This is a genomic window from Furfurilactobacillus entadae, from assembly GCF_045862745.1.
In the GTDB taxonomy this organism is placed as follows: Bacteria; Bacillota; Bacilli; order Lactobacillales; family Lactobacillaceae; genus Furfurilactobacillus; species Furfurilactobacillus entadae.
Genome location: NZ_BQXN01000011.1, coordinates 53,699 through 67,372 on the forward strand (window position 1 = coordinate 53,699; position 13,674 = coordinate 67,372).

Consider the following 13,674-nt stretch of genomic DNA (forward strand, 5'->3'; position numbering starts at 1 on the left):
AACAAAACCAGGCGCCCCATGGAAAAATCACCATGAAGCGCCTGGTTTTGCTTACCTGAGTGGGCCTAAACGCGCCTTGGCTCGCTCTGTTTTAAAATTCCACGATGCCGTTTACACCGATTAGCTTACCATCCCAATCCGTTGCCTTATGGGCGTCAATTTGTTGAATTAAATCAACCGCCACAGAAACCGGTTGGCCGCCCTTTCGTGCCGGACTACTTGCAATTTCGCCTGGTGTCACCGCGCGAAATTGCACCGCACCGGCCAGTTCGTTTTGGAACAGCACCGTCATGGCATTAACGCTCATCCGCGATAATCGTTGCCCCAATCCCGTTGTTGGCTGTTCCGTCGCAAAGTTTGTGAACGTTGCTAGCTGATCTGACATACTGATCACCATTCCGTGAGCCGCCTGAAGCCAGGGCAGCATTTGTTGCGTAACCAAGTACGTTCCTAAAACGTTCACGTCAAACGTTTGTCGTAAACTTTCTGCATCCTCATGGCTGGCTAACACATCGTGGTCATCAAAGATTCCCGCATTATTAATCAGCAGATCCAACTGGCCAAACTGTTGTCCGACCCATTGAGCTGCCTGCATAACACTTCCCTGATCCAACAAGTCGATCTGAAGCAGCCGTGCTTGCCCACCATTAGCGCGTAAATGGTCGATGGCCTCTAACCCCCGGTCTAAGTCACGGGTTCCGACCAGCACCAAATCACCGTCTGCAACGTATTTTTCAGCCAATGCGTACCCAATGCCGCGAGTCGCACCGGTAATTAACACCGTTTTTGCCATCTAACTTCTCCTTTTATACCCGCTAATTATCCGGCTAAGGCTGCCCAGACAACCAAAACTAATTCCAACAATGCCCGTAAACTATGGTTCCGCCAATTAACGGTCCCGTGTTCACCTCTGTCAATTAAGTAATTAATGATCGAAACCACGACACAGCCGGCAAATAGCAACACAACACCTAACAACCGGTCACTTTTGAACAGCACCTGACACAAAATCATAATTCCCCCAACCAATAACCACAGTTGGTACTGTTGAGCCGGCCGGCTCGACTTTCGTTGGGCCGCAACGATCACCCAGATTCCATAGATTGCGATGGCAAAGGTCACTAGAACTGAAAAAAACTTCATCATGTGTTTAACATCCTCACTTTATTTTGTGGTTAGTATCGTTGAACGATAATCGTTCACTGGTGCAAGGTTTAACCCAGAATTAGTCGTCAATAACCAGTCCCGAACCGCCGTCACCCGTGAATGTTTAATCGTGGTTGCGTGCTCAAAATGCGGCAACGCTAGTGCGCTTAAATTATCACCCGGATACCCCAACGAATTAACCAGAACATCTTGGTAACTCATCGTATCAGGGTGCGCATTAATGTAATCCACTGCTTGATTATAGGCCGTTATAAACGCCTTGACGGCAGCCGCGTGCTTGGTCAACATCTGTTGTGAAAAGATGATCCCCGTATCCGCCTGCCCCGCCGTTGTTTGGGCAATCGTTCGTGCGCCATCACGGCGGCTGCGACTTGCATTGGGATCCGTTAACGTTACCGCTCCCGCCGTTTGGTTTGTCAACGCGGTCATTAATTCCGTTTCACTTCCGGCCGTCTTAATGGCCACCGTCTTCGCGTTGACCTTTTGCTCATCTAGCAATTCACTCAGTGCGTAAGCCTGTGTCGAATTAGCCAGGGTTCCGACCGTTGCGTGCTTTAAGTCTGTCAATTTGGTGACCGTATCTGTTGTGGTCATCACCGCCACATAATTGGTTGCTGAGGCGACCACCTTTCCTGTGGGTGACGTGCCGCTTGTGGTCATGAATTCTGGCAGACCGCTGATCGCCCCGTTAAATTGGCCCGTGTTCACACCACTGACACGGTCGGCTGGTTGCGCTACGTTTGTTAAGTTCACCCGCAAATGCTGCGCCCCAAAGTAGCCCTGAGTCTCAGCAACGTAAACCGGCAAGGCATCAATGGATGGTCCCACCGCAAAATTTAGGTTGGTTTGCCTTGGTGATGCCGTTGTGGCTGACGGTTTCTGGTGATTACCGCGAGCCGTTAGCCCCAGTAAACCGACGCAAAGACTAATGCCAACAACAACCCACCGACTAACCTTGTTCATCGTGGGGGGCCTCCACTGTGGTCTTCGTCGGATAAAACACTTCAACGGATGGTTGCTCAACCACTGGCTTCAAAACACCACCGTCAGCCCGTGGATACGTTTGTTGATCCGCTTTAGCGGGTAAAATCGCCAGCAATGTCACGATCAGTTGCCCGATGCTCCCCGTTAAAATCAGGGCGGACCACCAACCACTCAGCGCCTGATCATGTAACCGGCGTGCCGTTAACGATAAAATCGGAATTAATAATGATAAATACACAATGCCCGCTAATCCAATTAAACTACCCGCTGTTGCATTATCAAGGCTTGTTCCACCAGCTGCTTGCACCGCAAACCCACGGGCCATCATCCAGAACACGCCAACGACAAGCCACACTGCACCATAGGCAACGGAAAAAATCATCCAGGCCAGTCGCGACCACAGATAGTTGCCCCGTGACGTCGTCTGTTTGAAGTTGAAAAAGTTATGCCACATCATGCTAAACGCGTTTGCAAGAATCCCGTGCACGTATCCGTTTCGATCCACAACGGCCGGCACTGGCTCACCATCTGGTGACATCATCTGATACCATGGCGCCCGTGAATCTTTGGTCGCCTCCGGTAATGCATGCAAAACGATCATGTGAACGCCTGGCAGCACCATCAACCACTGGTAACGACCCGGCAGATTAATGCTGTGTAACCGACGAACCGACATGCTTAGGTACGGTAAAAATTGGGCGATGTAAAAAAGGTCTAATACTAGTCGTAACGGCACCGCCACTGTGTTGCTCAAACTAAATCCGGCAGATAACACCGTTGCCATCACGATGGTCATCACCACCATGCCAATCATGGCTGCCCAAAAGTCACGTCGCCGTGTCTTGCCATGATAATTAAAGGTTTCCCGCCAACTGGCCGCATAATTTGCCCAGACATTCATGTCCGCACACCCTTTCCTCACTAATGAATAGCTTTATTTTAGCGGAGTTAGTTGCAGATTGCACAATTATTCCCCGAAATGTCACGTTTTTCCCTCAAAACGCGGCAGTCGTTTAAAAACGTGATAAACTAATATCATTACACGAAGGAGGCTGACCCCATGAAACAAGGAACCACCATCATGACGCTCGATAACGGGTATCACTTATGGACAAACACACAGGGCACTGGCGACATTCACTTACTATGTCTGCACGGAGGCCCTGGTGGGACCCACGAATACTGGGAAAACTTTGCCGAAGAACTCGGTAAGCAAGGCCTAAATGTGACCGTTCACATGTACGATCAACTTGGGTCATTTTATTCAGACCAACCTGACTATTCAGATAAAACAACTTCTGACAAATACTTAACCTATGAGTACTTCTTGGAAGAAGTTGAAGAAGTTCGGCAAAAGCTTGGCATCGACAACTTTTACTTGATCGGTCAAAGTTGGGGTGGCTTGCTTGTTCAAGAATACGCCGCCAAATACGGTGACCACTTGAAGGGTGCCATCATTTCATCCATGGTTGATGAGATTGACGAATACGTGACTAACATCAACAAGGTTCGTGAAGACGCCTTACCAGCAGAAGAAGTGGCCTTCATGAAGGAATGTGAAGCCAAGAACGACTACGATAACGATCGTTACCAAGCCGATGTGGACGTCTTAAACGACGGCTACGTAGACCGGAAGAAGCCAGCGGCCATTGCGCACCTGATTTCAACCATGGCAACCCCCGTTTACAACGTTTTCCAGGGTGATAACGAATTTGTCATCACCGGTAAGCTGAAGGACTGGCACTTCCGTGATCACTTAAAGGACATCACGGTGCCAACGTTAATTACGTTTGGTGAACATGAAACCATGCCCGTTGAGACCGCGAAAACCATGCAGAAGTTGATTCCGCATGCCCGCCTGGAAACAACGCCAGATGGTGGCCACCACCACATGATCGATAATGCTCCCGTTTACTTTGATCACCTGGCTAAGTTCATTAAGGACGTTGAAAACGACAGCTTTAATGACTAACCATCCACATGATTAAATGAATCGCCAAAAGACTAACCGCCAGCATGACTGGCAGTTAGTCTTTTTTTACGCCGCTAACAGTGTGTTACGATAGAATGAGCACTTTTATAAAGGGGAGATTTTTCATGCTAGCCATTACGATTGCCATCGCGATTGGGATTGCCCTACCGATGGAGACCGCCATTAATTCACGGTTACAAGGGGTCTTAAAGTCACCGTACTTCGCGTCCTTCATGTCATTTTTCATGGGGACCATTTTACTCACGATCCTGTTGCGTATAACAGGTCATTCACTCATCATTGCACCACACTTTATTGCTAGCCAACCATGGTGGATCTGGCTTGGCGGGGTGTTAGCGGTTGTTTATCTAACCGGAAACATCCTCCTGTTCCCAAAACTTGGGGGCATCCAAACCGTCCTCATGCCAATTCTCGGAGAAATTTTGATGGGGTTGCTCATTGACGGCTTCGGTTGGTTTGCCAGCACCCGCTACCCAATCACGTGGCTCCGGTTGGTCGGGGCCCTGTTAATGATTTCCGGCATCGTTTGCGCCGTTGTGTTACCCGATCGAAGTCGGAAAAGCACGTATCAACGGTCAGCGGACCATCCCAATCGTGGTCGCGGTGCTTGGCAACTACTAGGCATCGTTTTTGGGGGCTTTGCAGCGTGTCAGACAGCCGTTAACGGTCATCTTGGATATTTACTCCACTCTCCCATTCAGGGCGCTTACGTGAGCTTTCTGATTGGAACGGTGCTATTACTCATCACCGTGCTCATTCAAAATCACGGGCTTCGGCTCCCGGTCGGTGCAATTTCACGCCACCCATGGTGGATCTGGTTTGGTGGGTTCATTGGGGCCCTCTTTGTTCTTGGAAACGTCTACCTGGTGCCCATCATCGGAACCGGTTTAACCGTGGTCATCGTTTTGTTTGGCCAAATCATTGGGGGGCTTGTGGTTGATCAGTTTGGTCTGTTCGGTGCCAAACGTAATCCGATCGTCTTTCTCCAAATTGTGGGGCTCCTGATCATGATCGTTGGTGTCTTGTTGATCAAAATATTCTAACTAAATTAAAAAAGCTGTCATCAAGGACCGTTAGCGGCGATTCGCCACTAACGCCATCTTGATGACAGCTTTTTTGATTGATTAGGCTTCAACATCCTCACTTTCAGATGTTTCTTGATGTAATTGGATCACTTCCAAGAATGCCTCACCATATTTATCCAGTTTATTTTGGCCCACACCCTTAATGCTTAGCATGGCCAACGTTGATTGCGGGAGTTCCTCACAAAAGGCTTGTAGCGTCTTATCCGAAAAGATCACGTACGGTGGCACGTGTTGCTGTTCCGCAAAGTCCATCCGTAGTTGGCGCAAACTTTCAAATAGATCATCATCAACTGAAACCGTTCGTTTGGCTTTAACTGCACCGCGGCGAAGCACCTTTGCTTGTCCCTTCAGGACGCTGCCCCCAAGGTCGCTCACGTGAAGCGTTGGGTACTCACCACCCAATTGTTGCAAATAACCACTACTCGTCAAATAGTTGATCAGGTCGCTCACTTCCTTTTGCGACCGCTCTTTCATCAACCCATATGTGGACAATTCATTGAAGTGTTCCGTCAAGATCCGTTGCACTTTCGAGCCGGTGAGGACCTGAGCAATCAGGGCCTTTCCGTACCGTTCACGCATCCGTAACACGCAGGAAAGAACTTTTTGCGCATCCACCGTGATGTTCACCTGATCACGCTCATCCAAACAGTTCCCACAGTGTCCACAAGCCGGTGACGCCTCACCAAAATACTTCAAAATGAACTGCTGCAAACAGCCCTCCGTGTTGGCATACCGCGACATTTCCTGTAATTTCAGGTATTCCCGTGTTTTAAACGTGGGTTCCATGTCTGACTGATCAATGAAAAAGTGTTGAACCTGAAGGTCAGATGGTTGGTACAGCAAGATGGCTTCACTCGGCAAACCATCACGACCAGCCCGGCCAGCTTCTTGATAGTACGCTTCAAGGTTGCCGGGCACCTGAAAGTGGATAACAAAACGCACGTTACTTTTATCGATCCCCATTCCAAATGCATTGGTTGCAACCATCACCTGGACCCGATCGTATAAGAAGGCCTCTTGACTCTGGTTGCGGTCTGATTCGCTCATACCACCATGATACATGCCAGCGGCAATGCCCTTGTGTTGAAGGAGCTGGCTAACCCGTTCCACTTCTTTACGTGTACTTGCATAGACGATCCCAGCAGCCTTAGGGTTGACCTTCAGGTACTCCAGCAAAAAGGCTTCTTTATTCTGCCCCTTAACCACCTGAAACGACAGGTTGTCCCGGGCAAATCCCGTGCTGACTTCATTTTGCGGATCAATGTTCAGCCGGGCCATAATGTCCACAGCCACCTTACTTGTTGCCGTGGCCGTTAACGCCACCACCACTGGATGGGACGGAAACTGGTGGACGGTGTTCATCAAGTTTAGGTAGCTGGGCCGAAAATCATGGCCCCACTGGGAAATACAATGGGCCTCATCAATGGCAAGCTGCACGATGTTTAACTCACTCAGTTCGGCCAAGAACCGTTCATCATCAAGTCGTTCTGGCGCTAAATACAGCAACTTCACCTGATCTAACGCAGCTTGTTGTAAACGATATTCAATCTCTTGGTAGTCTAACGTACTGTTGATAAACGTTGCGGCGATCCCGTTTTCGTTTAACGCGTCCACCTGATCCTTCATTAAGGAAATCAGCGGTGAGACAACCACTGTCAGCCCTGGCAGAAGTAACGCCGGAATTTGGTAACAGAGGGATTTTCCACCCCCCGTTGGCATAACGGCCAGGACGTTTTCATGGTTCATGATTTTATTAATAATCGTGTCTTGTCCAGGCCGGAAACTGTCGTACCCAAACTTATCCTTTAGCACACTTAAGGCTGTCTCAGTCATGTTCTCCTCTTTCTCATCCGCTTCGTCTGTCATTCAATTATACAAGCCTTCTGAGAAAGTACAATGATCGGCCCTTTTCCAAAATCATTGCACATAAAAACGGCATTTACGGAAAGTCCACGCCGTAAATGCCGTTGTTTTAATCCTTATGGTGATCACTCTTCATTACGCGCTCACGCCAAAATAAGCACCGGTTTAACCAGTCCATTGTGGCAAAAATTAGTTATCGATCACGGCTACTCACGGTGTGCCAGTGCCCATTGCTGGTCCTGGTAGTCAAGCCGCTGCTCATAGTTGTGTAGTTCTGATAACTGACGATCGGTTAGCATCTGAATTGTTGAACCTAAGTTCCACAAAAAGTGAACGTCGATTGTTTTAACAATGGCGTGTTGCTGCACCTGATTTCGATTCAGCCTAAACTTTGGCATAGCGCTCCTTAAATGAACCCCGCTAACTATCAAGGGGGTTGTTGGTTACGCTAACGCTACTCCATCCACACCGTTTTGTAAACTTTTCCTCACCGTCAAACTGCGGTTTCACCCCGGCAAGCCAGCGTCTAGCCGCTTATAAATCGTCAAACCGCGCAATGCACTTAATTAATTACCAAATGTGAACGCGCTCATCTGGTGCTAACCACATCCCGTCGCCTTCATGCACATCGAAGGCCGTGTAAAATTCATCCAAGTTTTGCGCCTGAACGTTTGCCCGCAGCTTGTGTGGCGCATGAACATCAATGCTCAGCAAGAGCTGTTCATACGCTGGGCTTGCCTTCATGCACCACACCTTTGCCCAATTGGTGAAGAATGCTTGGGCAGAAAAGTCTGGATCTTCCTTAGCGGCCTCTAACGCACAGCTTAACCCACCTTGGTCCGCAACGTTTTCAGAAACCACGAGCTTACCGTTCACCGTGCTCCCGGCAAAACTGATTCCGTCAAATTGATCGATCATTGCCTGGGTCAAGGTCTTGAAGTGGGCCAAATCGTCCGCGGTCCACCAGTCGTGCATGTTCCCGTACTCATCAAATTGGGCCCCATTATTATCGAAGGCGTGGGAAATTTCGTGTGCCATGACGGCCCCGATTCCACCAAAGTTCTCCGCACTGCTCTGATCCAAACTGTAAAACGGTGCCTGTAAAATGGCGGCCGGAAAGACGATGATGTTGTTCGATGGGTCGTAATAAGCATTAACGGTTGCGGGGTCCATGTCCGCCCACATCGTCCGGTCCACCTCTTGATCGATCTCATCGAAGTTTGCCTGAACCGCTAACCGATTAAACCGCAGGGCATTGTCAAAGAGCGTGCCACCCGCTTCACTTGGGGTGACCACGAAACGTGCATACAATGGGTCAATTTTATCTGGGTAACCAACGTTTGGAATCAATGTATCAAGCTTTACGATTGCCTGCCGCCGTGTTTCGTCGCTTAACCACTCGTTCTTTTGTAACCGGTTCTTATAAACGTCGATCATCCGGTGAACCATTGTCATGACATCTGCTTTGGCCTTAGCACCAAAGTATTTACGTGCATAATAATCCCCCACCACCATGTTGAACTGGTGGTAAGCCAGGTAATAAGCACCCTTTTGGGGATTAAACGCGGCTTTGCTTCCAGATAGTGCCCGCTGATATTCGCCCCGAATCACCCGGGCGTCATCCGTTAAATGACCGGACCAGCTCCGAACAAGCTGCACAATTAACCAGCTCTTCCACTCTTCAAAGTTATTTGGTGTTAGGACGGTATTCAATGCTTCATAATACTTCGGATCAGTGACAATCACCCGCTCTACGCGGTTTTCCAACGCTTCGTTAACATAGGCCGTCAGATCGATCACATCGCTATGTTGCCCAAAGTCAGTCAGTGACTGAGGATTGTACATCTTTGGATAGTCCGCTTTTTCTTCACTACTCTTTTGGTGTTGCGCTAACTTAGCGTCCAGGGCCACCGTTTGATCCAGGATCGTTGCGACGTCCGTTTCGGGTAGTCCGGCTAACGTTAACAGTTTAGTCATCATTGCCTTAAACGTTGCAATCAGCTGTGGCGCAGCGTCATTTCCGGCCGCATAGTACGTTGTGTCCGGTAAGATCAAAGATGGTGTCCCTGCGTAAACGGCGTTGTGCTTTGTGTCCTTCATATCGGGACTCACACTAATTGGAAATGGTGCACCCACACCGTCCTTCAAAAACGCCACCAGGTGCGTTTGAAGGTCCTTGTAGTCCACTAACCCTTGAACAGTTTTCAACAGCGTCAGAAGGGGTTTAAACCCCTTTTGATCACGTGTTTGATAATCACTTGCTAATTTGTAATAACTAATGAAGTTTGCAAGGAGCACATTATTGGGTTCAACTGTTCCAGCCAGCATCTCACCAAAGTCCTTCATCAACGTGGTTTCGATGTTGTCAGCCAAGTCGGCGAAGCCACCCGTCGTTGGTTTGTCATCAGGAATCGTGGCCGTTTGTAACCAGTCACCATTAACCCCTAAATACAGGTCATCCTTTAAGGATGCGCTACCTTCATCGGCGCTGGTTGCACCGCCCACTAATGTTTGAATCCGATTATTCACAAATGTCATTAACCGTGCCTCATTTCTATAGAATTAAAAAACGATTAAAAGCTTTCCTTAGTATAGCAACCTCGTTGGTGAAACAAAAGGGCGACGCATTCCTCAACCGTAAATAGTTGTCTTCCTAGTGGTTCACGGTTACACTGCTGGTAATCAACCATTTAATTAACGTTTTATTACAGGAGGCTTTCCTTATGTCCACAACTTTCTTTGTCGGCGCCCATGGCCAAATTGGTCAACTCGCCATTCAGGATTTTGCTGATGCTGGTGAACACGTCATTGCAGGAATTCGTGACGACCGTCAAGCCGCTGATTTTCCCACCAGCGAGTTTGTAACCACGACACCATTTGATCTCAACGCCTTTCCAGAAGAGATGGCCGTTCAATTTAAGACAAGCGGTGCTGACACCGTCGTCTTTTCCGCCGGATCTGGTGGTAAGACTGGTGACGATCAAACCCTAATGATTGATCTTGATGGTGCCATCAAGACAATGCTTGCTGCTCAACAAGCGGGCATCAAACGGTACATCATGGTGAGCTCGATTTACAGTAATCACCGTGAAGTCTGGGCTGATACGCCCATTCATCCTTATCTGATTGCAAAACATTACGCCGATGTCTTTCTTGAGCACACAGATTTGGATTACACGATTCTACGGTTTGGAACGTTGATTAATGAACCTTCAACGGGCCAACTCGTTGTGAACCCAACCCCAGAAAAAGGCACCAAGATTACCCGGGCGGATGCTGCCAAGACCATCTTAGCAGTACTCCAGGCACCACAAACACGTCGACAAGACTATACCATCGGTAATGGCACCACACCATTAGCAGACGCCTTTAAATAAGCCATTTATCATGAACATCAACAAAACGATCGCTTTCCAAATCGGAAAGCGATCGTTTTTATTTTGATTCTTCTTTCTTTATTTAGACAAAACAAAACCGCCCACACAATGATGTGTGGGCGGTTCCGCCAGGTGTCTATGCTTCTTCTAGTAAGATTGACCCAATCTGTGACAAAATATCTGCCGTTTCATGAGCGTATAGAACGCCTTGAGACGTTAATCGAACGGTCTTACGGCGGCGATCGTAGCGTTCGCCACTAACTTTAACTAAGTTTCGCTGAACGAAGTTGGTCATCATCATGGACACGAAGCTAATTGAGGTACTCAATTTCTTGGCGTACATACTAATTTCCAGGTCCGGCGTCGTAAAAATCAGTTGAATGAGAAGTAATTCTCTTAAGTTAACTGACGACTGGCGTGTTAACGTCGAAATCTTTTGTTGACGTGCAAGGAAATCCAGCGTTTTCGCTAATTCCGGTGCTTCAACTTCTGATTTGTAGTTAATCATCCGCTCATCTCCATTCCCCGTAAGTTTCAACCCGCTCATTAATTATGATCAACAGGTGGGGACCACCCACATTTGTCCTATTCAGGACAAGCTGCTGATACATGAAAACGAGAATTGGTTGGATTCTCGTTTTCGTTCCCATCGAGGTCACCGACAACCGTATCAGTAATCTCTTAGAAAGGCTTCGGTTAGCAGTCTTCCTATTGGTTTAAGTCAATTAATGATTGGCTTTCATTTTACTTGATAGCCGTTCAATACTACCTTGTACGAACGGTACAAGTTCTTGCGCGAAATCTTGACTTGACATTCCGGCCAACAATTCATCTTTTGTTAAATGGTTAGTTGGAACTGCGTCAATTAATACTAAAGCGATGTCAACAAGCTTGTCGAGTTGATCAAATGCACTTGTATTATCGTCAACTTGTTCGGATAATTCCATTGCTTGATACAACGTCTTCATAGAAATTTCTTCAGGTGCTTCGTAAACTCTTTTTTCGCCGTTAACCGTTAATGTCAATTTTTCTGTCATTTTTGGTCACCCTAAGTTAATTTGTTGAAAATGATTTTAGTGTTGGTACTTCTTTGAAAAGCCGAACAGTGCCAAGACACTCATCAGAGCGGCCATGATCAACCCAAGAATTGCACCTTGTTGAGCTTCACCAGTTTCTGGCAAGTTAGAAGCAGCGTTGTTAGCAGCTTGGTTGGCTGTCTTAGCAACGTTAGCAGCAACACCAGCAACTGCATGAGCAGCAGGAGCAGCAACGCTAGCAACATCCTTAGCAGCGTTTGTCATAACGTTAGCACCGTTTCCGGCGTTAACTGATGAGCCGTTGTTTTCGTTACCAGTAGTTGAACCACCGTTGTTACCAGCAGTGTTTCCACCATTGTTACCGTTATTCCCGTTGTTACCATTGTTTCCGTTATTACCATTGTTACCGTTGTTGTTCGTGTTTCCACCATTGTTGAACAAGCCGGCAATAGCTGTCAAAATCTTGTTTAAGATGTCTGACAATGTTGAACCTACGCTAGCAATGATGTCTTTGATTCCGTTAACAATTCCAGCTAAGCCATTGTTAATTCCTGAGATGATGTTGTTGATCCCACTTACAATGTTGTTGAAAATGTTCTTAGCGAAGTCGATGATTGAGTTAACAACATCGTCAAAGCCCTTAGCAGCAGCGTTGATAACGTTTTGAATTCCGTCAGCAACATTCTTGAAGAAGGTAGTAATCCCGCTTACGATGTCCTTAGGAATTGAAGTAATGTCGTTCCAAACAGTTGAAATGGCATCCTTGATTGATGAAAGAACGTTCTTAGCATCCGTTGCTAACTTAGCAGCAGTGTCCTTGATAACGTTCCAAACGTTTGTCAAAACGTTGTGTGAAGTCAAGATTGCCTTAGGAACAGCAACCATGGCGTCCCAAATTGCCTTAGGAACAGCAGTTAAAGCAGTCCAGCTGTCACTGATGATTGTCTTCATCATAGTGTTGAAGTCTTTAACAGCTGAAGCTAAACCTGAAACAGTGTCCTTGATGGCAGTTTCAAATTCGCCAGGAATAGTTGAAGTCCAAGTTGTCCATACAGATTGTAAAGCAGCCTTTAAGCCATCGTTCCAGATCGTGCCAGGTAATGAAAGCATGTTCTGTAAAACATCCTTGTTAGCATTCCACAGTGCCTTAGGGAAGGCAGTCAATGGTGCAAGCAAGTCTTTAGCAACTGTCAACGCTTGACCAGGTACAGTTGTGATCATGTCCTTGATAGCGTTGTATTGGTTAACAAAACCGTTCCAAATCGTTGAAGGAATGCTCTTAACAGCGTCCCAGATGTTTGATAAGTCTTGTTTGATTCCCGTAATAATAGCATTTGGTAAAGCAGTAATTCCGCTCCAGATGTCGCTGATTGCTTGCTTAGAGTTATCAAAAATTGATGATGCTACGTTCTTGATTCCGCTAAGAATGTCTGAAGGAATTGCTTTGAAATCGTTAATAACGTTTGTGAAGGAATCCTTAACACCATTCCAAACACTTGAGATAGCGTCCTTGATGGCACTGTTAACACCAGCTAAGGCGTTAGCAATTTGTTGCATTAAATCGAAGTTCTTCAGATCGTTTGCAGCAGTTGCGACTGTGTCAGGAAGTGACGTTGTTGCTGAAGGAGCAGCAATTGCTGGCGTTTCAACATTTTCAGTTGTAACGGAACTGTTAACATCAGCTGTGTCAGGAAGTGCTACACTGTTTGAGTCAGATGATACACCACTATCATTTGAGCCAGACGTAGCATTCGTTGCTGGTGTTTCAGCAGTTGTTGCGTTTGTGTCAGTAGTTGAAGAGGTTGCTTGGTCTGTCGAAGTCGAAGCAGCCTCTTTTTGTGTGTCTGTGGCAGCTGATGTTGCTTGTGAAGTTGCCGTTGACGTTGCTTGTGATGCGGCTGTTGAAGTTGCAGCAGCTGATGTTGCTTGTGAAGTAGCTGTTGAAGTTGCAGCAGCTGATGTTGCTTGTGATGCAGCCGTTGATGTTGCGGTTGCAGTTGTGTCGGTTGCGGCTTTAACGACCGTTTCCGTTTGTGGTTGGCTAGCAGCAGGTGTTGCAGTTGTGTCAGCACTTGCTGAAACAGCCCCCGTTGCTAATGCGGCAGCTGTACCGATGAAGAATAATGGTGCGTACAGCCAACCCTTCTTTGATTTAAACATTTTAACCC

13 protein-coding genes are annotated in these 13,674 nt (G+C 47.3%); 3 read left to right on the top strand and 10 right to left on the bottom strand.

Going from position 1 to position 13,674, the window contains the following annotated elements; all coding sequences use genetic code 11:
- Positions 1–91 precede the first annotated feature (91 nt).
- The 4 genes from ACKTR5_RS06345 to ACKTR5_RS06360 are packed head-to-tail and all read right to left on the bottom strand — an operon-like array spanning position 92 to position 3,052.
- Positions 92–793, bottom strand: coding sequence for an SDR family NAD(P)-dependent oxidoreductase (locus ACKTR5_RS06345; RefSeq protein ID WP_407880081.1), 702 nt, complete (start codon positions 791–793; stop codon positions 92–94).
- A gap of 26 nt (positions 794–819) precedes the next feature.
- Positions 820–1,146: a hypothetical protein gene (locus ACKTR5_RS06350; protein ID WP_407880083.1), complete on the bottom strand. Its 327-nt coding sequence runs from the start codon at positions 1,144–1,146 to the stop codon at positions 820–822.
- Between the two features lie 18 nt (positions 1,147–1,164).
- Entirely contained in the window at positions 1,165–2,130 is a 966-nt protein-coding gene (locus ACKTR5_RS06355; RefSeq protein ID WP_407880085.1) for an ABC transporter substrate-binding protein, read from the bottom strand.
- Positions 2,117–3,052 carry a DUF805 domain-containing protein gene (locus ACKTR5_RS06360; RefSeq protein ID WP_407880087.1) on the bottom strand — a complete coding sequence of 312 codons (936 nt, stop codon included), beginning with the start codon at positions 3,050–3,052 and terminating at the stop codon, positions 2,117–2,119. Before ACKTR5_RS06360 ends, ACKTR5_RS06355 begins: the two co-directional genes overlap by 14 nt.
- Before the next feature lie 159 nt (positions 3,053–3,211).
- Between ACKTR5_RS06360 and ACKTR5_RS06365 the strand changes: the two genes are divergently transcribed.
- Complete coding sequence (locus ACKTR5_RS06365) at positions 3,212–4,123, top strand: proline-specific peptidase family protein (protein ID WP_407880089.1); 912 nt, start codon at positions 3,212–3,214, stop codon at positions 4,121–4,123.
- Positions 4,124–4,248: 125 nt separating this feature from the next.
- A complete protein-coding gene (locus ACKTR5_RS06370) occupies positions 4,249–5,187 on the top strand; it encodes a DMT family transporter (protein WP_407880090.1) in 939 nt (312 codons plus the stop codon).
- An 81-nt stretch (positions 5,188–5,268) separates the two neighbouring features.
- Here ACKTR5_RS06370 and recQ read toward each other — a convergent pair whose 3' ends face one another.
- The 3 genes from recQ to ACKTR5_RS06385 all read right to left on the bottom strand — a co-directional run bounded on the left by recQ (position 5,269) and on the right by ACKTR5_RS06385 (position 9,630).
- A complete protein-coding gene (gene recQ / locus ACKTR5_RS06375) occupies positions 5,269–7,095 on the bottom strand; it encodes a DNA helicase RecQ (RefSeq protein WP_407880092.1) in 1,827 nt (608 codons plus the stop codon).
- Between the two features lie 203 nt (positions 7,096–7,298).
- Positions 7,299–7,490, bottom strand: a complete 192-nt coding sequence (locus tag ACKTR5_RS06380) for a hypothetical protein (protein ID WP_407880094.1) — start codon at positions 7,488–7,490, stop codon at positions 7,299–7,301.
- A gap of 172 nt (positions 7,491–7,662) precedes the next feature.
- Positions 7,663–9,630, bottom strand: a complete 1,968-nt coding sequence (locus ACKTR5_RS06385; RefSeq protein ID WP_407880096.1) for a M13 family metallopeptidase — start codon at positions 9,628–9,630, stop codon at positions 7,663–7,665.
- A gap of 185 nt (positions 9,631–9,815) precedes the next feature.
- Here ACKTR5_RS06385 and ACKTR5_RS06390 point away from each other — a divergent pair, with 185 nt between their 5' ends.
- Positions 9,816–10,469, top strand: coding sequence for an NAD(P)-binding oxidoreductase (locus ACKTR5_RS06390; protein ID WP_407880098.1), 654 nt, complete (start codon positions 9,816–9,818; stop codon positions 10,467–10,469).
- A gap of 136 nt (positions 10,470–10,605) precedes the next feature.
- On the opposite strand, the gene ACKTR5_RS06395 is transcribed toward ACKTR5_RS06390, so the two are convergent.
- The 3 genes from ACKTR5_RS06395 to ACKTR5_RS06405 all read right to left on the bottom strand — a co-directional run.
- Positions 10,606–10,977: a hypothetical protein gene (locus tag ACKTR5_RS06395; RefSeq protein WP_407880100.1), complete on the bottom strand. Its 372-nt coding sequence runs from the start codon at positions 10,975–10,977 to the stop codon at positions 10,606–10,608.
- A gap of 217 nt (positions 10,978–11,194) precedes the next feature.
- Positions 11,195–11,506 carry a phage tail assembly chaperone G gene (gene gpG, locus ACKTR5_RS06400; RefSeq protein WP_407880101.1) on the bottom strand — a complete coding sequence of 104 codons (312 nt, stop codon included), beginning with the start codon at positions 11,504–11,506 and terminating at the stop codon, positions 11,195–11,197.
- A gap of 36 nt (positions 11,507–11,542) precedes the next feature.
- The coding region (locus tag ACKTR5_RS06405) for an LPXTG cell wall anchor domain-containing protein (RefSeq protein WP_407880103.1) at positions 11,543–13,674 on the bottom strand (2,132 nt) is incomplete at its 5' end.